The 20,145-nt window shown below is 41.7% G+C and carries 26 protein-coding genes and 1 riboswitch; of the genes, 15 read left to right on the top strand and 11 right to left on the bottom strand.

The window, feature by feature from the left end; all coding sequences use genetic code 11:
* Positions 1–33: 33 nt before the first annotated feature.
* Together NSQ72_RS13675 and NSQ72_RS13670 are read right to left on the bottom strand one after the other, a co-directional pair.
* Positions 34–1,080: a cytochrome d ubiquinol oxidase subunit II gene (locus NSQ72_RS13675; protein WP_169510868.1), complete on the bottom strand. Its 1,047-nt coding sequence runs from the start codon at positions 1,078–1,080 to the stop codon at positions 34–36.
* Between the two features lie 22 nt (positions 1,081–1,102).
* A complete protein-coding gene (locus NSQ72_RS13670; protein WP_039180899.1) occupies positions 1,103–2,434 on the bottom strand; it encodes a cytochrome ubiquinol oxidase subunit I in 1,332 nt (443 codons plus the stop codon).
* Positions 2,435–2,610: 176 nt separating this feature from the next.
* On the opposite strand from NSQ72_RS13670, the gene NSQ72_RS13665 reads away from it, so the two are divergent.
* Positions 2,611–2,853, top strand: a complete 243-nt coding sequence (locus NSQ72_RS13665; RefSeq protein ID WP_034665302.1) for a type B 50S ribosomal protein L31 — start codon at positions 2,611–2,613, stop codon at positions 2,851–2,853.
* 77 nt (positions 2,854–2,930) lie between these two features.
* Here NSQ72_RS13665 and NSQ72_RS13660 read toward each other — a convergent pair whose 3' ends face one another.
* A complete protein-coding gene (locus NSQ72_RS13660; RefSeq protein WP_047203536.1) occupies positions 2,931–3,914 on the bottom strand; it encodes a metal ABC transporter solute-binding protein, Zn/Mn family in 984 nt (327 codons plus the stop codon).
* Between the two features lie 214 nt (positions 3,915–4,128).
* On the opposite strand from NSQ72_RS13660, the gene NSQ72_RS13655 reads away from it, so the two are divergent.
* Positions 4,129–4,695 carry a beta-class carbonic anhydrase gene (locus NSQ72_RS13655; RefSeq protein ID WP_024424929.1) on the top strand — a complete coding sequence of 189 codons (567 nt, stop codon included), beginning with the start codon at positions 4,129–4,131 and terminating at the stop codon, positions 4,693–4,695.
* Position 4,696: 1 nt separating this feature from the next.
* On the opposite strand, the gene yidD is transcribed toward NSQ72_RS13655, so the two are convergent.
* A complete protein-coding gene (gene yidD / locus NSQ72_RS13650) occupies positions 4,697–4,921 on the bottom strand; it encodes a membrane protein insertion efficiency factor YidD (protein ID WP_041107381.1) in 225 nt (74 codons plus the stop codon).
* Positions 4,922–5,047: 126 nt separating this feature from the next.
* Between yidD and NSQ72_RS13645 the strand changes: the two genes are divergently transcribed.
* Together NSQ72_RS13645 and NSQ72_RS13640 are read left to right on the top strand one after the other, a co-directional pair.
* Positions 5,048–5,521, top strand: coding sequence for an S-ribosylhomocysteine lyase (locus NSQ72_RS13645; RefSeq protein WP_003217624.1), 474 nt, complete (start codon positions 5,048–5,050; stop codon positions 5,519–5,521).
* 118 nt (positions 5,522–5,639) lie between these two features.
* Positions 5,640–6,077: a FixH family protein gene (locus NSQ72_RS13640; RefSeq protein WP_341084294.1), complete on the top strand. Its 438-nt coding sequence runs from the start codon at positions 5,640–5,642 to the stop codon at positions 6,075–6,077.
* Positions 6,078–6,085: 8 nt separating this feature from the next.
* Here the strand turns inward: NSQ72_RS13640 and ytzI are convergent, their stop codons facing one another.
* Positions 6,086–6,232: a YtzI protein gene (gene ytzI / locus NSQ72_RS13635; RefSeq protein WP_059375225.1), complete on the bottom strand. Its 147-nt coding sequence runs from the start codon at positions 6,230–6,232 to the stop codon at positions 6,086–6,088.
* A 131-nt stretch (positions 6,233–6,363) separates the two neighbouring features.
* On the opposite strand from ytzI, the gene NSQ72_RS13630 reads away from it, so the two are divergent.
* The 4 genes from NSQ72_RS13630 (at position 6,364) to NSQ72_RS13615 (ending at position 8,032) form a co-directional block, all read left to right on the top strand.
* Complete coding sequence (locus NSQ72_RS13630; RefSeq protein ID WP_039180885.1) at positions 6,364–6,801, top strand: Dps family protein; 438 nt, start codon at positions 6,364–6,366, stop codon at positions 6,799–6,801.
* Between the two features lie 127 nt (positions 6,802–6,928).
* Entirely contained in the window at positions 6,929–7,120 is a 192-nt protein-coding gene (locus NSQ72_RS13625; protein WP_024424925.1) for a hypothetical protein, read from the top strand.
* A 155-nt stretch (positions 7,121–7,275) separates the two neighbouring features.
* Positions 7,276–7,680, top strand: a complete 405-nt coding sequence (locus NSQ72_RS13620; RefSeq protein ID WP_064497782.1) for a phage holin family protein — start codon at positions 7,276–7,278, stop codon at positions 7,678–7,680.
* Positions 7,681–7,723: 43 nt separating this feature from the next.
* Positions 7,724–8,032: a hypothetical protein gene (locus NSQ72_RS13615; RefSeq protein ID WP_024425787.1), complete on the top strand. Its 309-nt coding sequence runs from the start codon at positions 7,724–7,726 to the stop codon at positions 8,030–8,032.
* 28 nt (positions 8,033–8,060) lie between these two features.
* Here the strand turns inward: NSQ72_RS13615 and NSQ72_RS13610 are convergent, their stop codons facing one another.
* Complete coding sequence (locus tag NSQ72_RS13610; protein ID WP_039180879.1) at positions 8,061–8,846, bottom strand: AIM24 family protein; 786 nt, start codon at positions 8,844–8,846, stop codon at positions 8,061–8,063.
* A gap of 22 nt (positions 8,847–8,868) precedes the next feature.
* A complete protein-coding gene (locus tag NSQ72_RS13605; RefSeq protein ID WP_224929199.1) occupies positions 8,869–9,480 on the bottom strand; it encodes a TerD family protein in 612 nt (203 codons plus the stop codon).
* A 248-nt stretch (positions 9,481–9,728) separates the two neighbouring features.
* On the opposite strand from NSQ72_RS13605, the gene ytkD reads away from it, so the two are divergent.
* Entirely contained in the window at positions 9,729–10,205 is a 477-nt protein-coding gene (ytkD, locus tag NSQ72_RS13600) for an RNA deprotection pyrophosphohydrolase (RefSeq protein WP_039180876.1), read from the top strand.
* A gap of 32 nt (positions 10,206–10,237) precedes the next feature.
* Here ytkD and NSQ72_RS13595 read toward each other — a convergent pair whose 3' ends face one another.
* Genes NSQ72_RS13595 through NSQ72_RS13585 form a run of 3 tightly spaced genes read right to left on the bottom strand, consistent with a single transcriptional unit; the run spans position 10,238 to position 12,806 of the window.
* Positions 10,238–10,984 (bottom strand): ABC transporter permease, encoded by a 747-nt coding sequence (locus NSQ72_RS13595; protein WP_422388274.1) that lies wholly within the window; start codon positions 10,982–10,984, stop codon positions 10,238–10,240.
* 34 nt (positions 10,985–11,018) lie between these two features.
* Positions 11,019–11,789 carry an ABC transporter ATP-binding protein gene (locus tag NSQ72_RS13590; protein WP_144490433.1) on the bottom strand — a complete coding sequence of 257 codons (771 nt, stop codon included), beginning with the start codon at positions 11,787–11,789 and terminating at the stop codon, positions 11,019–11,021.
* Positions 11,790–11,804: 15 nt separating this feature from the next.
* The gene (locus tag NSQ72_RS13585) at positions 11,805–12,806 is read right to left on the bottom strand and encodes an ABC transporter substrate-binding protein (protein ID WP_341084292.1); all 1,002 of its coding nucleotides are present in this window, start codon (positions 12,804–12,806) and stop codon (positions 11,805–11,807) included.
* 174 nt (positions 12,807–12,980) lie between these two features.
* On the opposite strand from NSQ72_RS13585, the gene NSQ72_RS13580 reads away from it, so the two are divergent.
* Genes NSQ72_RS13580 through NSQ72_RS13555 form a run of 6 tightly spaced genes read left to right on the top strand, consistent with a single transcriptional unit; the run spans position 12,981 to position 18,117 of the window.
* Entirely contained in the window at positions 12,981–13,709 is a 729-nt protein-coding gene (locus tag NSQ72_RS13580) for a carotenoid biosynthesis protein (protein WP_341084290.1), read from the top strand.
* Positions 13,678–14,424, top strand: coding sequence for a lysophospholipid acyltransferase family protein (locus tag NSQ72_RS13575; protein WP_151284030.1), 747 nt, complete (start codon positions 13,678–13,680; stop codon positions 14,422–14,424). The genes NSQ72_RS13580 and NSQ72_RS13575 overlap by 32 nt, the downstream gene beginning before the upstream one ends.
* Entirely contained in the window at positions 14,409–15,536 is a 1,128-nt protein-coding gene (locus NSQ72_RS13570; RefSeq protein ID WP_341084289.1) for a glycosyltransferase, read from the top strand. The genes NSQ72_RS13575 and NSQ72_RS13570 overlap by 16 nt, the downstream gene beginning before the upstream one ends.
* Entirely contained in the window at positions 15,533–17,014 is a 1,482-nt protein-coding gene (locus NSQ72_RS13565) for a phytoene desaturase family protein (protein ID WP_260774642.1), read from the top strand. The genes NSQ72_RS13570 and NSQ72_RS13565 overlap by 4 nt, the downstream gene beginning before the upstream one ends.
* 26 nt (positions 17,015–17,040) lie before the next feature.
* Positions 17,041–17,835 carry an alpha/beta hydrolase family protein gene (locus NSQ72_RS13560; protein WP_144490428.1) on the top strand — a complete coding sequence of 265 codons (795 nt, stop codon included), beginning with the start codon at positions 17,041–17,043 and terminating at the stop codon, positions 17,833–17,835.
* A 39-nt stretch (positions 17,836–17,874) separates the two neighbouring features.
* Positions 17,875–18,117 carry a DUF2584 domain-containing protein gene (locus tag NSQ72_RS13555; RefSeq protein ID WP_025092385.1) on the top strand — a complete coding sequence of 81 codons (243 nt, stop codon included), beginning with the start codon at positions 17,875–17,877 and terminating at the stop codon, positions 18,115–18,117.
* 42 nt (positions 18,118–18,159) lie between these two features.
* On the opposite strand, the gene pckA is transcribed toward NSQ72_RS13555, so the two are convergent.
* Positions 18,160–19,746 carry a phosphoenolpyruvate carboxykinase (ATP) gene (gene pckA / locus NSQ72_RS13550; RefSeq protein WP_039180849.1) on the bottom strand — a complete coding sequence of 529 codons (1,587 nt, stop codon included), beginning with the start codon at positions 19,744–19,746 and terminating at the stop codon, positions 18,160–18,162.
* A 226-nt stretch (positions 19,747–19,972) separates the two neighbouring features.
* Positions 19,973–20,107, top strand: a riboswitch (SAM riboswitch).
* Positions 20,108–20,145: the final 38 nt, after the last annotated feature.

The following is a 20,145-nucleotide window of genomic DNA, read 5'->3' as shown; positions in this document are numbered from 1 at the left end:
TAATGTAACCGAAATGAAGCTCGTCCATTCATGTTAATCTTCCTGACGAATATAGCGCTTATCCTTCATAAATAATTTCCAGAAGAAATAGAACCCAGGAAATAAGATGATAAAACCTACAATATAGGTGATAAATAACGCCCTAAATGTGACAGGGTCTGTAAATCCAGACATGATTGTAATATCTGGATAGGCCATATAAGGCAAGTGAGCACGCCCGTACACGTAGCTTGCTAAGAAATATTGAATGGTAATCGCAATGACGGCAAGGCGTGGTCTCCCTTTCCGATGCTTAAAACGGCTGTTTGGTAAAAATAGAGCTAGTCCTGCTAGCAGGAACATTAGGAGAGATACAAGAAGAATAGGGATGTTCTGCATCATTTTTGTGAACAGCCAATTCGCCTCGCTTCGTAATGTCAGCATGATAAAAAAGGCCATCATGAGTGAAAGTGGACCTGTAATGAGCGCCCCTCTTCTATAAATGCTGTAAGCTTCATCTTCATTAGCTACATTAGAGAAATCAGCTAAAAGCAAGGACGAAAGAAAAAGGGTGCTGAAGATGGCAAAGCCGACAAAAGAATAAACATTTGCACTTGTAAAGACCAGTCCAAGATCTAATGAGTAGACGTTGTTCTCCTGAAAAATAAATCCACCATGGGTAATTGGGAGAACCATGATCAGGATGGACGGAATGATAAAGCCGCTGATCCCTGAAATATAAGTCACTGCTTTTCGGTACTTCTTAGGCAGTGAATGAGAAAACACGAGAAACCCGCTTCGCAGTGCAAGAAGCAATAAGATGATGCTGCCGGGTATTAATAAAACGGTACCAAGTACAAAGGTCGCACCTGGAAACAGGCTGAACAATGCGACAACGATGGCCACAATAAAAACGTTTGTCACTTCCCATGTTGGAGAAAGATACTTATTCGCGATATTAGCTGCCTTTGTTTGTTCTCTATTCATATAAATCATCGACCAAAATCCTGCACCGAAATCCATTGATGCCATCACTGCATAGATAAAAACGAATCCCCATAAGATGGTGATTGCAATGAGCGCATCAGTTGTAACATCCATTTGCATCAAGATCGCTCCCTTTTTAAGATTCTGTTAACCGTAGGTCTTCTTCAATCGTATGTTTTCTAAAGTAGTACGTCAGCACAATAACGGTTGCTATGCCTAAGATGAGATAGACAATGGCAAAAAGGATAAAAAGTGTCCCGATCGAGCCAGATGATGTGACAACCTCGGAGGTTTTGAGCATTCGATAAATGACCCATGGCTGACGGCCTGTACAAGCAAAGATCCAGCCAAATTCAATAGCCAAAAGACTAAGAGGCCCGCCGAATAAGTAAAGAAAAAGAAGCCACTTCGGAAATTTTTCACGTTTTAAAATTTTACGGTAAAGCAGTGCCAATACCGCAAATAGAATGAGCACCGATCCAATAATGACCATGCCGTTAAATAATGTGTGTATAAATAAAGGTGGCCACTCGTCACGGGGAAAATCATTTAACCCTTTGACCACCGTATCGAAGCTATTTCCTGCAAGAAAACTAAGCGCCCAAGGAATTTCGATCGCACCTTTAATTTCCTGCGCATCAGCATCCGTAAAACCACCTATTGCAAGAGGCGCATGTGATTGAGTTTCAAATAAACCTTCAGCTCCAGCCAGCTTTTCAGGCTGATATTCATACAGAAGCTGAGCAGATTCGTGGCCATTTAAGGCTGTGAGAAAAGAGAAAAGTCCTCCTACAATGAGTCCAAGAAAAAGGGCTTTTCGATGAAATGTATAGAGCTTCTCATTTTTTTTAGTTTTGAGCATTTTAAAAGCTGCAACGGAAGCAATGACAAAAGCACCTGTTGTAAAAGCAGACAGCACAACATGTGTAGCAGTCACAGCAAAGCTTGGATTGAAAAAGGCCTTCCAAGGCTCGATGTTTGTGATTTCTCCATTCACCATCTGAAAGCCAGCAGGTGTCCCTTCAAAAGCATGTACGTTTGTAATCAGAATCGCTGATGCAGCTGCACCAATGACGATAAAAATAACCGTAATGATGCGCATTGCATTTGATAGGCGATCCGCTGCATACACATAAATAGACATAAATAATGCTTCTATAAAGAACGCATAGATTTCAATCTGGAATGGCAGTGACATGACTTTTCCGATAACCTCCATAAAACCTGGCCATAAAAGGGCAAGCTGCGTACCAGCAATAGTACCTGTTGGAATGGCGACCCCTAACAGAACTGCCTGTGCTTTTGTCCATCGCTTGGCCATGATGGCATAATGCGGGTCCTTCGTTTTTTGAAAGATGAGTTCAGCTAACAAAATCATTAGCGGGATGCCAACGCCAAGCGAGGCATAAATAATATGAAAGCCCATGGTTGTGCCGAACAGGCTTCTAGCTAAAACGAGATCAGTCAATTTTTTCTCCGCCTTTCTTATCGCTTCTCTTTTTCATGATGCTTATTATTCTCCACCATTTTTAGATTATTCTTCCTGACTAAGAAAGCTTGTTTTTTGACAAGTTGTATAAGAGGGAGTAGAATATAATTATAAAGCGTAATCATTACGTTTTGATAACGAAAGGAGTTTTGACATTGAAAAGAGATATTCATCCAACCTCACATGAAGTTGTATTTATGGACGTAAACAGCGGTTACCGCTTCTTGAGTAAATCAACAAAGACATCAAATGAGACAGTAGAGTGGGAAGATGGGAAAACGTATCCTGTCATTAAAGTAGAAACAAGCTCTGATACGCATCCTTTTTATACAGGACGTCAAAAATTCGGAGAAAAAGGCGGAAGAGCCGAGTTGTTTAAGAAAAAATATCAAATGTAATCAAAAAAGCACGCCTGATAACGGTGTGCTTTTTTACAGCAAAAAACCCCGGCTGATAAAGCCCGGGGTTCAAAACATTAATCATTTAAAGCGGTGTTTAAGGTCTTTAAGTTTTGTTTCATTAAGCTGACGTAGCTTTCGCCATTTTTGGCATCATCTTCAGTAATGGATTCTAGATTTTTAAGGGTTAAGCTTTTTGCCCCAATTTCACTGCGGATTGTATCTGATACTTTGCTGCTGACGTTGTTTTCAAAAATAACGTATTGAATGTGATGCTTTTCCGCTTTTTGTACAATGTTTTCGAGCTGCTTTTGTGAAGGCTCTTCGGAAGCAGATAATCCTAAAACGCTGATTTGCTCAATGCCATAGCGCTTTTCCCAATAACCATAAGCTGCGTGAGAAACAAGAATTTCTTTATGTTTGGCTTTAGATAACGTTGTTTTGAATTCTTGATCAAGGGATTGTAAATCTTTTTTTAGATTTTCATAGTTTTTTGTGTATTCTTTTTTATGATCTGGATCTAATGAGACGAGTGTGTCTTTAATGTTTTTCGCCATTTGCTGCGCATAAACTGGGTCTAACCATGCATGAGGGTCTTTATCTCCGTGATCGTGCCCGTCATGGTCGTGGTCTTCACCTTCATGATCGTGATCTTCGCCTTCTTCATGTGCATGTTCTTCATTTGTCGATAACAATTTGATGCCTTCGGCTGCTTTGACTGTTTTCACACCTTGGTCTTTTAATGTGGCAGCAGTTTTGTCTGCGAATGCTTCAGCCCCTGTGCCGCTGTAGATAAAGGCATCACCTTCAGCCATTTCAACCATCGTTTTCGAACTTGGTTCAAAGCTGTGTGCATCTGCATTGGCAGGATACACGCTCTGAGCATGAACGTGAGAGCCGCCTATTTTTTCAGTGAAATCTTGAATTGGGAAGATCGTGGTGTAAATGATTAGTTTCCCGTCTGCCTTTCCTTTTGAAGCATTAGTGCCCGCACTGCTTGAGCACGCGGCAAGGCCGATCGCGAATAAAGCAGCTGTTAAAATAAAAAAGATTTTTTTCATGTAGAAAATGTCTCCTCTCAAACTAATAGATAGAAATGATTACGATTTAATGTCCTGAGTTATTGTATCGTAATAATTACGATTTGAAAAGAGGAAAATAAAAAATTTTCGTCAGCAGATGTTTCCTCTGAAAAAATAAGCTGCAAAACGTGACGAAATTTCTTACATTGTGCTATATTTATTTTTAAAAAAAGATAAAGGAATGGACAAACGTATGAAACTTTTAGATGAAATCATCGAATATAATCAACAATTTATTGAAGAAAAGAAATACGAAGAATTTACAACAACAAAGTTTCCACAGAAAAAAGCTGTCATTCTATCGTGTATGGATACAAGACTTGTTGAACTGCTTCCGCGTGCAATGAACATGAAAAATGGCGATATTAAGATTGTCAAAAGTGCTGGAGCGCTTGTTTCTCATCCATTTGGAAGTATTATGCGAAGCATTTTAGTTGCTGTGTATGAATTAAATGCTGACGAGGTATATGTCATTGGGCATCATGATTGCGGGATGAGCAAAATTGACAGCCAGACACTTTTAAATAAAGCCGTTGAGCGTGGTATTCCAGAAAAGCGTATTGAAGTACTGGAATACTCAGGAATTGATTTTAAACAGTGGCTCAAAAGCTTTAGTTCAGTTGAAGAGAGCGTAAAGGACAGTGTGTCCGTAGTAAAAAATCACCCGCTTCTTCCATCAGATGTACCTGTACATGGGCTTGTCATTGACCCTGGAACAGGGAAGCTTGACTTAGTTGTCAACGGATATGAAGAAAAGTAAGTTACTTTTCCTTTTTAGGCGGAACAGGATCGATGCCGCCAGGGTGAAGCGGATGACATTTCAAAATTCGCTTTATGGTCAGCCAGCCACCCTTGATCGCGCCATGCGTTTTGATCGCCTCTAGTCCATAGTTTGAGCATGTTGGATAAAACCGGCAGCTTGGCGGTGTAAGAGGGGAAATACATTTTTGATAAAAGCGTATCATGCCGATAAAAATTTGTTTCATAGAGGTTCCTCCTTGTCTGTCTTCCACAGTATAAGAAAAAAGGACAAGGAAGGAAAGTTTTATAAACTAAACTGGTCGGAGAAATATGTTATAATATAGGAAATTGCAATTATAGGAGTGGTGATTATGCCTTCAGTTGAAAGCTTTGAACTTGATCATAATGCTGTAAAAGCGCCATACGTTCGTCATTGCGGCGTTCATAAAGTGGGATCAGATGGAGAAGTAAATAAATTTGATATTCGTTTTTGTCAGCCTAACAAGCAGGCGATGAAACCTGATACGATTCATACATTAGAGCATTTGCTTGCGTTTAATATTAGAACACACTCAGAGAAATATGATCATTTTGATATCATTGATATTTCTCCAATGGGCTGCCAGACAGGCTACTATTTAGTTGTCAGTGGTGCACCAACTCCAAAAGAAATCGTTGAACTTCTTGATGCAACATTCAAGGATGCAGTTGAAGTAACAGAAATTCCTGCTGCAAACGAAGAGCAATGCGGCCAAGCGAAGCTTCATGATCTTGAAGGAGCAAAACGTTTAATGCGTTTCTGGCTTTCTCAGGATCAAGAAGAGCTTTTAAAAGTATTTGGTTAAAAGAATGATGAACCGGACATTTAGATGTCCGGTTTTTTATTTGAATTCCAACAGTGATGTCAAAATAGGGGATATTTGTTAAAATGGACATGTCAGTAAAAGAAGGGGGAAACGCACGATGCGAAAAATGTTGGGAATAATTCTGATGCTCACGTTATTAAGTGCATGTGGAAACTCTGCAGCAAACAGCGGAAAAGGGGAAGTGCCTGAGTTATTAGAAGTAAAGCTTACAGGACCTGAGCAAGTGGAGAAAAATGAAAGCGTTATAGTAAAAGCAGCTGTCACATACGGTGATACGCCTGTTGATGATGCAGATGATGTTCAATTTGAAGTGTGGAAAGATGGCGACAAGGATAACAGTAAGATGATTCAGCCAAAGAAAGAAAACAAAGGTGTATACGAATTGCACACAGCCTTCAAAAAAGATGGCCTTTATATCATACAAGTCCATGTGACAGCTAAACAGCAGCATAATATGCCGAAAACGAACATCCACGTAGGTGAGGTGAAGAAAGAGAGTTCATCTATTGAAGATGAAAAAACCTCACATCATTAAAAGCGGTTTCATTTTGGATTAGGACGTTGGTTTGGTTCAGTATCTTGTGGTGAATCGACTTTATGCTTATATTCATAAGCCTTCGATGTCGTCCATAATGATAAAAAGACAACGATTGAGATAATGATAAAGCTGATAATCCCAAGTAACAGCATCTAACTCCCTCCTTATTTCCATATTAACATATATTTCATGCAGTCAAAATAGAAGAAATTGACGGCAGGTTTCAGTATAATAAGAAAAGGGTATTCTCATACTAAACGCAATTACATAAGGAGGAATAAACATGTCTGAAAATTTATTAAACGTTGTCAATAAACAAGTAGCTGATTGGACTGTACTTTACGTGAAATTACATAACTATCATTGGTATGTAAAGGGGAAAGATTTCTTTACACTCCATGAGAAATTTGAGGAACTCTATACAGAAACAGCTACATATATTGATGATTTGGCTGAGCGTATGCTAGCTTTAAATGGACAGCCTGTTGCGACAATGAAAGAGTGCTTAGAAATTTCCAGCATTCAAGAAGCAGAAGGCAAAGAATCAGCGGAGCAAATGGTGAAAAATCTATATGATGATTTCTCCAATATCGCTGAGGAATTAAAGAAAGGAATGGAGCTGGCTGCAGAGGTTGGCGATGAAACAACAGGTGATATGCTGCTTGCGATTCATCAATCCATTGAAAAACACAACTGGATGCTTAAAGCATATTTAGGATAATACACGTATAGGAAAAGAATGTCGGTCATATATCGATCGACATTCTTTTTTTATTGGAATCGGGACAGACAGCCCATTGAAATCATAGGGCTTTCAGCCGAAGAGAAAAGAGAAGGGAGGGGAGAAGATGTCTTCTATTGCAGGAATGATGAGTCAGCAAGTAGCGAGCATTCAAAAGACACTCAATATTAGTTTGTTGAATTCACAGCTTGCTACGAATACAGCACAAGCTATGGTGATGCTGGATCAAGTGCAGCAGCAGCCTCAAGCTGTTCAGCCAAAGGATTCAGATGCTTCATTTATTGATGTTAGAGTCTAAAAAAGAGAAGCCGCCTCATGGGGCGGCTTTTTTGGTCTCATTCGTATCCCTGCGTACATAACAGCGCCTTTATTTTTTGTCGTCCAAGCTATTGCGAAAATCCTGCATATACTATTGAGGTAAGGAGTTCCACTTTGAAAGGATGTTGATGCCAAGTGAGCAAGGATTTAGGCATCTTTTCGTTGGTTACAGTGAGTTTGTCGGCGATGGGCTTTCTGTTTGGTGGAGCAGGGTATTTACTGATGATTTTAGTAACGTTGATGGCTATTGAATTAATTTGTTCAAGCCTAAGAGAATCTTTGACTGGACAGCTCACAATGAAGCGGTTTTTTACGCGGCTTGTTCGAAAGATTGTGACAGTCTCCTTAATATCTATGGCACACTTCTTTGATGTCATGCTGAAGACAAATGGGGCGATTAAGGATTTAGCGATCATCTTTTATATTATTTATGAATCTTACCAAATCGTCTCGACAGCCAGAGCCCTTGGAGTTCCCATTCCACAGTTGTTTATTGATGTATTGGACATGTTGAAAAATAAATTGCGCAAAAAGCCGTAATTTCCTTATATCTGGTCATACTAAAGGAAAAAGGATGATTCAGATGGCGAGACACACCTACTATGTATCCGTACAAGATGGATCGATATCGCAGCATAGAGATGCAGCGGCTTGGCAATTTCAAATAGAAGCAGATGATGATCAAATTTTGCAGCTGAGAGACTATTTCGATGAACAGTATATGACAGATTGGAAAGGCTTCTTTCGGGCACATGTTCCTTTTCTTGAATATCATTATGATAGTCCAAATGATGAAATGGATAGAAAAAGAAAAGAGATTTACACAATGATTTATGAGCTCGGCAATGAAGAGACAAGGAGCTTTATTGAGACAAATGGTTTGATGAATTGAAAAAGCATGTAGAGAATCTCTACATGCTTTATTTTCGCGGTTGTAAAATGCCTCCGATCAGATCAGTGATCCCGCCGCCTCTATTTTCTTGCTGTGAATTGGTGAATTCATGAGAGGAGCTTTGGCTCTGAGGCTTATAGCGATTATCATCTAAGCCAACCCGTAAGCCAGATGTGCGCTCAGATGGCTGAATAATAACAATTTGGTCTTGTTCTTGGAACTCAAATAAATAGGATTCACCAGATGTTTGTCCAATGAAAGTTTTCCAGTTCACATCTAATTTGACCTTTGGTGCTTTGCCCGTCCAAGCGACAATTGCGTCAGGGTCTACGCGGCAGGGGGCTTTTAAAATGAGCGGATTTCCATTCGTTTTGATGGCGACCTGCGCTCCGTGCCCTTGATAAGAGAGTTTTGATGTAAACAGTCCTTTCTGCGATAAAATACCAACGCCTACTGGTGTGACGCCGTAATGGCATTCCTCAGTAAAGGCAAGTAAATCTTCACTTTCTACACTTACATGCTGCCAAGGACCGCTTGGCTCAAGATTAATCACTGTTACATGCTCGCTTGAATCAGCCAGATAGCAAGTACCTTGTCCACTCACTTCCATCATCTCAAGGTTTTCACCTGTGAATTTCCTGCTGATATGGTTAAATACTTGGCTGACCATATTTCCTTTATTCGTTCCAAGTAATCGCTTGCGGTATTGGAAACTTCCTTGATCGGCAATCATTGCGCCCTTTTTGGCAAAAAAGATTCCGCTGCCTTCTGCTTGTAAGGTAAGTTCTTCTATTGTGATGAAATGAAATCCCATGGGTGCCGGCTCCTTTCCTGCGTCAAGATGTGAATCCATAGATGCGGCATAAATCATGTAAATCTAGAGTAGTCCCTTGCCCGGTCGCAGTGATTTTCCATTCCTCCTGATCTCTCGTGAGTTCTGCGCATATAATGGATGTACAATACGAATAATCTTCTGTTAACTGAAAGGTACAAATCTCTTGCTGCGAGATTTGATCAGTAAGGCGCACATAGGCATTAGTGACTTGTCCAAAATGATGCTGGCGTTCGTGTGCATCATGTATTGTGGCTGTGACGACAATTTTATGAATATCAGGTGAGACTCTGCTTAATTGCATAATAATCATTTCATTGTCTCGATACCCTCCGCCAACTTGATGATCACCAAGATGACGAACAGCTCCGTCTAAGCTTTGCTGCTGGTGATAATAGATCAGATGCTTAGGAGACAACAGTTTGTCCTCTTCATTTAAAAGAAACACTTGCGTATCTAAATCAATTGGCTGACCGGCCAGGTCCCAGCCAAGCCCGATATGAATTTGGTCGACCGCTGGATTGTCTTTTGTTAAATCTAACTTTTGCCCTTTCACGAGGTGTTTCTTGATCACCTCATGGGGTGCGTCTTGTTTTGACCCATTTTTTATACTCATGCTGATTTCCTCCTTGTTGTCATAGGACAAACACTGATTCATTTACGTCATATAGGGATAAAAGGTTTCATGATTAAAATTGGGTGAAGTTGGAGATGATAAAAAGGTTTTAGCAACAATACCTCATTTTAGATACAGACGAGTTGGAACCACTCGTTTGTTTCACTTTTGATAAAAATTCTTCAGATAAATGTGATCTGTGGTATGATGTTTTACAAGAAGCAAGGACAGGATATGAGGGATTTCACATGCATGTATTTAAAGACTATTATCATAATACGGTCAAGCTCTCTTTTGAGGGGAAGCCTTTTTCAAGTCATCCTAAGCATGTTTGGGCCATCTGCCGCTACCAAGGGAAGTGGCTGCTCACTGAACATGAGGATCGGGGCTATGAGTTTCCAGGAGGGAAAGTTGAGCCGGATGAAGAAGCAGACCAAGCTGCTATACGGGAGATTCAAGAAGAGACGGGTGCTGTTGTTCGTGAATTAACGTATATTGGTCAATATCAGGTGCTGGGCAGAGAAAAGGTCATTGTCAAGAATATTTATTTCGCTGATATTGAAAAGCTAGTGAAGCAAGACACGTATTTTGAAACGAAAGGACCCGTTCTTTTCGCAGACTTGCCAAGATCCATCGCAAAAAATAAGAATTTCAGTTTTATTATGAAAGATGATGTGTTAAGACAAAGTCTTGCTTATTTAGAAAAAAACGGTTTAATTCGTTAAAAAAAGCGCAGGGAGACATTCCCTGTGCTTTTTTATTTTTGAAGAAAACGGCGTTCGAGCCATTCCACAAGCTGGTACATGATGGTCGCAAACACAGCAATAATGAAAAGACTTAAGAACACGAGTGTAAAGTTGAAGACTTGAAAGCCGTAAATGATCATGTAGCCGAGCCCTTTTGAGGAAACAAGAAATTCCCCCACAATAACCCCAACCCAAGAAAGGCCGACATTGACTTTGATCGCAGAAATCATCGTTGGAATACTAGCTGGTAAAATGACCTCGCGAAAGACGACGCTTTTTTTCGCACCAAAGGTTTTCATCACCTTTAAATAATTCTCATCGACCTCTTGAAAGGCTGTATAAATGACGATCGTCGTAATGATCACACTAATGATTGCGCCCATGGCAACGATACTGATCATGCCAGGCCCAAGGGCAACAATTAAAATCGGGGCGAGGGCAACTTTTGGCATGGCATTTAAAATGACTAAATAAGGATCAAGAACGTTTGCCAGGCGGGTGGACCACCATAAGGCGGCAGCAAGCAAAATGCCGCAAAAGGTACCAAGTAGAAATCCGAGCATCGTTTCAAATAATGTAATACTCATATGATTCACTAAAGACCCATCGGATATTTTTTGGACAAACAATTGGCAGACCGCAGATGGTGAACTAAATATCAGTGGATCGATGAGACGAAAATGACTGGCAAGCTCCCAAAGCGAAAAGAAGCTGGCGAAAATAATGAATTGATAGATTCGGGTCATGCGTTTTTCCATTCGGTATTTTTTGCGATAGGCTTCATGTAAAAGATCACTGTGTTTCAACGGTTTTCAGCTCCTTCCAAATCGTTTGAAAGAGCTCTTGGAAACTCTGGGTCTGTCTTGCTTCGAAAGGAGAAAGAGTCCTCAGATCATCTGGAACGGTAAAAATCCGCTGAATCGAGCCAGGATGCTTTGAGAATAAGAAAATGCGGTCACTCATCGCAATGGCTTCGCCAATGTCATGTGTCACAAGGACCGCTGTTTTTTGATAGTCTTTGAGTGTATGAAAGACGAGATCCTCTAATGTTAGTTTGGTTTGGTAGTCTAGAGCTGAAAAGGGTTCGTCTAGTAAAAGCAGACCGGGATTCACTGCAAGCGTTCGGGCGAGAGCCGCACGCTGCCTCATACCGCCTGACAGCTCTTTCGGGTATTTTTCCTCTACATCATGAAGGCCAAGCTTAGGCAGTAAGCCAAGAGCGGCGGAGGTGGCTTCATGTGAATCTTGTTTGGTAATTTTCAATCCGAGAATGATATTTTCCTTGATGGTTTTCCAAGGGAACAAATAATCCTGCTGGAGCATGTAGCCGATTTGATGCTCCTTTTGATTCGGTTCTTTTCCTTCGATTAAAATTCGGCCTTCAGAAGGCGGCGTTATTCCTGCAATGATAGACAGCAGGGTGGTTTTTCCGCAACCGCTGGGACCAATAAATGAGATAAATTCTCCTTGGTCTATCTCCATATTGATGTGCTGTATGGCCGTTGTTTTTTCTTTTAAAGAGAAGTACGTGTGGGTCACATGGTCAATTTGAAGGAAAGACATGTGCTACCTCCTATTCTATTTATGTTCTGTGACCTTCTTTGCAATGGATGAATCGACAAGTTGTTTGTACGGGATAAATTTCGGCAATTCATCGCTCTCCTTCATAATTTCCTGCAATTTGTTCCATTCCTCTTCATTCAGAAGGGGATCTGTTGCATAGGATTCCTGCTGTTTGTAGCGTTTAATGGCTGTTGATAAGACATCAAGTTCTGTGTCAGGAAAATGAGATTGAATGGTTTTGGCAATCTCCTCCGGCTGCTTGGCTTCCACCCATTTCTGCGCTTTGTAAATGGCACGAGTGAAGGCTTCTGCTGTCTCTTTGTTTTCCTCTAAGTAACTTTTCTTTGCCATGAAGGTGGTATACGGCACCTTTCCGGAAGCCTCTCCAAAGGAGGCGGTGATGTACCCTTTGCCTTCTTTTTCAATTAAGGATGCTGTCGGTTCGAATAACTGCACAAAATCGCCAGTTCCAGAGGAGAAAGCACCTGAAATATTGGCAAAATCAATATTTTGAATCATGCGGAGATCCTTTTTTACATCAATGCCTTCCTTTTTCAGGACATATTCACCGACCATTTGCGGCATGCCGCCTTTCCGCTGTCCAAGAAAGTCTTTTCCTTTTAATTGATTCCAAGAGAATTCGCTCACTTTCTCCCTTGAAACAAGAAATGTACCGTCTGTTTGTGTCAGCTGTGCAAAGTTGATGACAGAGTCTTTTGAGTCTTGAGCCTCTACATAGATAGAGGATTCAGAACCGGTCAGGGCAATATCTGCACCACCGGATAAGAGAGCTGTCATCGTTTTATCGCCGCCCCAAGTCGTTTTTAATTCAACCTCTAGCCCTTCTTCTTTGAAGAAGTCCTCAGATAAGGCAACATATAGCGGAGCATAAAAAACCGAATGGGTCACCTCGGCTACTTGTACGGTCTGCTCTTGTTCTTTTTTACAGGCGACAAATGGAATAAAGAGCAGGACAACGACGATGAATGCCAGTCTGACTTTGATGGAACGATTCAAGAGTAATTCGCCTCCTTTGTTCTAGATCACTAATTAAAGTATGTCAAAAGGGATTTTTGGTGAGTGCCTAGATGAAAATAAGAAGCGCATTGTTTATTTATAGAACGTGTCTTTTTTTCTATACTAGAAGCATGAATACTTTCTTGAATTTGGAAGAAATAAAGGGGCGGTTTCGTGTATAGAGTGAGTTGGGTATTTCTTGGGTGGTATTTAATAGGGCTCATATTAATGGTCTTTTTTGAGGTGCCAGCATGGCTTCAATTTGCAAATGGCATTTTCCTTGTGCTGTATGCCTGCTGTGTGATAGAGATTGGGCGAAATATTTATGGTTCATGGGGAATTGTGATCAAACGGGCAGCCATTGTCGGCGTGCTGACATTTACGGTTGAATGGATTGGGATCACAACCGGGTTTCCTTTCGGGGCTTATGACTATTATCCAACGTTAGGTTTTCTAGTGGCAGGGGTGCCTTTAACCATTGCTTTTGCATGGGTTGGAGTATTTTTAAACAGTCTTTTTTTATCCAGTCAGCAGTCGAAGTGGAAACGAGCGGTCGAAACGGGGATATGGATTGTCTTGCTTGACCTCATATTAGACCCAGTAGCAGCTGAACGGAAATTTTGGGTGTGGTATGACGGCGGTGGTTTTTATGGTATTCCTTTTGAGAATTTTGTGAGCTGGGGTATGATTGGAGCAGGACTTTCCTTTCTCTTCCCGCTTGTTCAGATTGATCAAAAGGCTCTGAACTGGACGAGCCGTATTTATCAGGCAATGGTGTTCTTTTTTGGTGTGCTGGCATTAAAGGGCGGGCTCGAGGTTATTTTTTATTTAGCACTGATCATTGTTATTTTGTGTGAAGGAAGGGTTCAATTTGAAAGAAAGCGACAAAAGCCGATCGTTTAGACGTATATTTTCTCTTTATCTTGAGCGGTATTTACTTCATAAACATTTTCGCTGCGTGATGATGAAAGGCGCTGTGGACCCAAACGAGAAGCTGCCTGTTCTTTATCTCGCCAATCATAGCTCATGGTGGGATGGACTGATCCTCTTTCTTTTAACAGAAAAAGCGTCCGAACTCGATCACTATATGATGATGGAAGAGAAGCAGCTGAAGCAATATGCCTTTTTTCGTAAGCTAGGTGCCTTTCCGGTTCAGAAAGAGAATCTGAAAAGTGTGAAGCAAGCATTAATGACGGCTAGAGAAAACATGCAGGCTGGCGGGGCTGTATGGCTTTTTCCACAGGGGAAAATCATGCATCAGGACATGCGGCCGCTTGAATTAGAGGGCGGGGCTTCATTTTTAGTGAGACAATTTGAGCAAGTCGTGGTGAAGCCTGTGACCTTGCATTATACATTTAATCAATTTCAAAAGCCGACAGTATCTGCTTTGTTTGGGGAAGATACCTTAGTATCTGGCGGGGCACTTCGAAGCAAGGACGTGACGCATCTGCTCAGAGATCTGCTTGAAACGCAGCTAAACGCACATCAAGCACAGGTCATCGCAGATCCTGATTTTTCAAACAATCAAGAATTTAGACAGATGACAAGGACAAGTCAGTCAACAAGTGATGCGTTTGATTCCTTTAAAAAGTGGGTGAAAACATGGCGGTCTTCCTAACTGTGATCAGTGTACTCTTGCTCTGTCAGTTTATTTTCACCATATGGAATATGAGGCAGCTTCCTGTTTTAAAGCCAGCATCCTTTCCACCGGGTGAACCTATTTCGTTATCAATTCTGATTCCAGCGCGAAATGAGGAAAATCGGATCGAAGCCTGTCTTCAGTCGATCGTTGATCAACGTCTTTACCCGAAAGAGCTCATCGTTCTTGATGACCATTCGACAGATCAGACAAGAGCGATGGTGGAACGCTTTGCAGAAAGATACCCGTGGATCCGTGTCCAGTCAGGTCAACCATTAAAGCGCGGCTGGCTTGGTAAATCATATGCCTGTTCTCAGCTCGCGGAAGCTGCTGCTTCTGACTGGCTGCTATTTTTAGATGCGGATGTCCGATTAAAAAAAGGGGCAGTTGAATCAGTGTACAAGCAGTTATGCATGCAAAAAACGGGCATGCTGTCAGGTTTTCCAGAACAGAAAACAGGTACATTTTTTGAGCATCTTGTGGTTCCTATGATGATGTTTACCATTGGCTGTCATCTGCCAGTGAAATGGGTAAGGAAATCTAAGAACCCCGCTTTTGCCGCAGCACATGGTGGTTTTATTGCCATTGAAAAGAATTGTTATCACGATATTGGCGGGCATGAAGCGATCAAGGATTCACTAGTTGATGATATGGCCTTGGCTAGACGTGTGAAGGAAAAAGGCTTTCCGTTCACACTTGCAAGCATTCATCCATTTGTGTATATGAGAATGTATGAGAGTGGACAAGAGGTTTGGGAAGGTTACCGGAAAAATTTATTCCCAGGTGTGAATCGAAGCATTGCTTTGTTAAGCAGTGTCTTTTGTTTATACACCCTCCTTTATTTGGTTCCTGTCATTTGTTTCATGATCGCATTGTTTCAGCTGGATGTTTTGAGCATATGTTTAGCGATTCTTTGCTATGGGCTGGGTGTGTCGATTAAAGCGGCAATAGATACTGAAAATGGGCGGACATCTGCGATGGCTTTTTTATTGCCTGTCAGTATTTTAAGCCTGATTGCTATCGGTTTTGCTTCTATGAAAATCGGTCTGAAAAAAGAAGGGTATGAATGGAAAGGGAGAAGGTACGAATGAAAAAAGTGATCATCATCGGAGGCGGACTTGGCGGATTATCAGCCGCGATCCGTCTCCAGTCACGCGGGGTTCAGGTCACCATTTTAGAAAAAGAAGCGGCTTTAGGCGGGAAATTGCAGCGCCATCACGAGGCAGGCTACTCTTTTGATTTAGGACCGAGTACCATTACAATGAAGGCATATTTTGAAGAAGTGTTTACAGCCTGTCATAGACGGATGGAGGATTATGTGACCTTTTATCCGATTTCTCCGCTGACCAAAAATAATTTTTCAGATGGCCATATGGTCGAGTTTACGCCGAATATTGAGCAAATGGAGTCACAAATTGCTGTATTCAGTCCTGAAGATGCGAAGCAATACCGCGCATTTTTACAGGAATCAAAGACGCTTTTTCAAAAGGCAGAGGAGCAGTTTTTAAATCGTTTGTTATTGAGCTGGAAGGATAAGGCGGATTTAAAGCTGATGAAAGCACTTCTCGCTGTCAAACCGTTCACATCCGTTCAGCGCCTGCTGCGTCAATATTTCCGTCATCCCCATACATTGGCGATGTTTGGACGGTATGCCACTTATATCGGCTCTTCTCCCTACGAAGCGCCGGCTATTTTTAACATGATGGCATATTTAGAAGGGGAGAAAGGGATTTATGGAATACAAGGCGGTACGTATCGTTTAGTTGAGGCATTTGAGACACTGGCAAAAGAATTAGGCGTTCAGATTCACCTCAATGAACAAGTAAACAAGATTCATGTGAAGGGTCGGCGGATCAAAGGAGTGGAGACGGATCAGCAGATGTATGAGGCAGATCAAGTCATTGCAGGAGCAGATGCGCTGACTGTATACCGTCATCTTATAGATGAAAAAGACCGTCCTCGTTTTTTAAATCAAAAACTGGCTGGTATTGAACCGTCGTTGTCTGGCTTTGTTCTTTTATTAGGTGTACCTAAAGTCTATGAGCAGCTGGCTCATCACAATGTGTTTTTCCCTGAGGATTATGAGCAAGAATTCAAGGATATTTTTCAGAAAAAACAACTGCCTCAAGACCCGACGCTTTACATATGCTATTCAGGTCATTCAGAACCAGCTTTAAGCGGAGGACCGGAAAGAAGCAACCTGTTTGTACTGGCCAATGCACCTTATGTGACAAATGAGCAAGATTGGGACATGCTAAAGGAGACATATCGTCAGCATGTAAAAAACAAATTAATGGAAAAAGGTCTTTTTGGTTTGGATGAGCTGATCGAATATGAAGCGGTTCAAACCCCGCTCGATCTGCAGCAGAAAACGGGGGCATATCGTGGAGCCATTTATGGCATGTCTTCAAACTCATTCAAACAGGCGTTCTTTCGCATCAATAATCAGTCAAAGGACATTGAAGGACTTTGGTTTGTTGGGGGAACAAGTCATCCAGGCGGCGGCACGCCAATGGTGACAAAATCAGGCCAGCTTGTCGCAGAAGCGATGCTGAAGCAATGGACGTAAACAGAGATGAAAAGGAGAGAAATCGAGTGATTGTGGAAAAAAGAAGGTTTCCGTCGCCCCATCCGCATATTCACTTATATACAGTGACCTATGAGGCAGATGGACTTCGGATGAAAGGACTGCTCGCTGAGCCGGCCGGAGAAGGTCTCTACGACGGCTTTTTGTACTTACGAGGCGGCATTAAAAATGTGGGGATGGTCAGACCTGGCCGGATTGTGCAATTTGCCGCGCAGGGTTTTGTCGTCTTTGCTCCCTTTTACCGGGGAAACCAAGGAGGCGAAGGGAACGAAGATTTTGCCGGAGAAGATCGAAAAGATGCTTTTGCTGCCTTTCAGCTGTTAAAGCAGCACAAAAAAGTGAAGAAGGATCGCATTCATATCTTTGGTTTTTCGCGAGGCGGTATTATGGGCATCTGGACCGCTGTAGAAATGAAACAGGAGGCGGCTTCCTTTGTCACATGGGGAGGCGTCAGTGACATGAAACTTACTTATGAAGAGCGTGTGGATATGAGACGGATGATGAAACGTGTGATTGGCGGTCCGCCGCATAAGGTGCCAGAGGCATATGAAAACAGAACCCCTTTAAATGATGTGGATCAAATTGAAGCACCTGTCCTGATCATCCACGGAGAAGAGGACCAAAATGTATCGATTGAGCATGCATATTTGTTAGAAGATGCACTGCGCCAGCACGGGAAGTCTGTGGAGACGTGGTATTTCCATGGATACAACCACTATTTCCCGCCGCAGCATAATCGAGAAATTGTGAGAAGGCTGACCACATGGATGCACAGCCGAAAAAGCGGAAATGTGTTAAAATAAGCATTATAACGAAATATAGAAAGTAGGGGGATTTTCATTATGGGAATGCCTGTTGAATTTAATACAATGATTGTCACAAAGGGAAAAGAGACAAGAATTGAAGAAAATGTATTTGAACTCATGAAGGATGGATACCGCATTTATCCATTAAATATTCCACTTGAGGTGCGCAAAACGAAAGACGGAGAAAAAACAGGGACAGCACATGTTGAAAAACTAGAGCTGACAGACAATGTCACGAAGGTGACATACCGCCTTGTGTCATTGCATTCAACAAACTAAAAAAAGCTGAGGGATTGAATCTCCTCAGCTTTTTTTAGTTGGTTATACGAGTGGTCCGCCTTTGGCTTCAATGTCACTTGCCGCGTGACTGAATTTTTGGAAGTTCTTTTTAAATTCATTGGCAAGGAAGTGTGCTTTTTCTTGATAAGCCTTTTGATCATCCCATGTTTTAGCAGGTTGAAGCACTTCATCTGGTACACCAGGAATATGAAGCGGGATGTGTAGTCCGAAGATGTCATCAGTGATCATTTCAGCATTGTCAAGGTCACCTTCGATTGCTGCCTGCACCATTGCTCTTGTATGAGCGAGATTCATTCGTTTGCCTGTACCATAGCCTCCGCCAGTCCAGCCTGTATTCACAAGGAATACTTTAGCACCGTGCTCATCGATCTTTTTGCCAAGCATTTCAGCATAGACATGAGCTGGAAGCGGGAGGAATGGTGAACCGAAGCAAGTTGAGAATGTCGTTTCTGGTGATGTGACACCGCGCTCAGTTCCCGCTAATTTACTTGTGTACCCGCTCAAGAAATGGTACATTGCCTGTTCTTTTGTTAAACGGCTGATTGGAGGTAAGACGCCAAACGCATCAGCTGTTAAGAAAACAATGGCAGATGGATGTCCTGCGATACTTGGTTTCACGATGTTATCAATCATTTCGATTGGGTAAGCAGCGCGTGTATTTTCAGTAAAGAATGTATCATCATAATCCGCTTCACGTGTTTCTTCATCAAGCACAACGTTTTCAAGAACTGATCCGAAGCTGATCGCTTTGTAGATCTGTGGTTCTTTTTCTTCACTTAAGTTCACACATTTCGCATAGCATCCGCCCTCGATATTAAAGACCCCTGTGCCAGACCAGCCGTGTTCATCGTCTCCGATCAGCTTGCGGCTTGCGCTTGCAGAAAGCGTCGTTTTCCCAGTACCTGAAAGTCCAAAGAATAAGGCTACATCGCCTTCTTGACCTACGTTTGCTGAGCAGTGCATGGATAAAATATCTTGCTCAGGAAGCAGGTAGTTCATCACAGAGAAAATGGACTTTTTCATTTCTCCTGCATATTCTGTTCCACCGATAAGAATCGTGCGTTTTTCAAAAGAAACGATGATAAACGTTTCAGAGTTTGTGCCATCTGTTGCAGGATCTGCTTTGAAGTGCGGTGCAGATAAGATGGTGAAAGGTTTTTCATTTGAAGAAGGTGTTGACCCGTCAGGTCTGATAAATAGCTGCTTGGCAAAAAGATTGTGCCATGCGAATTCGTTTACAACTGTAATTGGCATACGATATCTTTCATCAGCGCCTGCAAACCCTTCAAAGACGAATAGTTCATCACGTTCTTTTAAGTATGACACAACCTTTGTATATAAACGGTCAAATGCTTCTTTGGAGATCGGCTGGTTGACTTGACCCCAATCGATTTTATGTTCAGAGCTTTCTTCTTTGACGATAAATTTATCTTTAGGCGAACGTCCTGTGTAGGCTCCAGTTGTCGCGCGGACAGCTCCTGTTGATGTTAAAACGCCTTCATTACGTGCCAAAATCTTTTCAACAAGTTTCGGAACAGATAAATTTTGGTGCGTATTTTCTAATGAGAGCAATGACTGCAAATCTTCTTTTAAATCCACTGAGTTCATAAAAAAACCCTTCCTTTACCGTTGAATTTGTTTGTTTCGATTAGTATAACACATTAATAATAATAGTCTATACTATTTAAAAATTTTTGTGTGTGTTTTTTCATTTCTGCTATGAAAATATGCTTTTTGGTGATGCTAATGGTGAGGAGAAAAAAGAGGGAGATAATTCTTATGAAGCATTGACATGACGCAAGGGTTTAAGATAAGATATCTTATTGAACGGATACTCTTATCCCGAGTTGGTGGAGGGACAGGCCCGATGAAGCCCAGCAACCGGTTTCTTATGAAAAAGGCATGAACATGCTGAGAAACCAAGGTGCTAACCTGATGCAAGGTACAAGAACACCTTGAGCGATAAGAGTGAAAGGCATGCGATCTCAGACCCTTTCCTCGCAATGA

The sequence above is a fragment of the Bacillus sp. FSL R5-0659 genome (assembly GCF_038008785.1).
GTDB lineage: Bacteria > Bacillota > Bacilli > Bacillales > Bacillaceae > Bacillus > Bacillus safensis.
The sequence above is the reverse complement of the archived record's forward strand: the minus strand, read 5'-3'. Positions and strand labels throughout refer to the sequence as shown.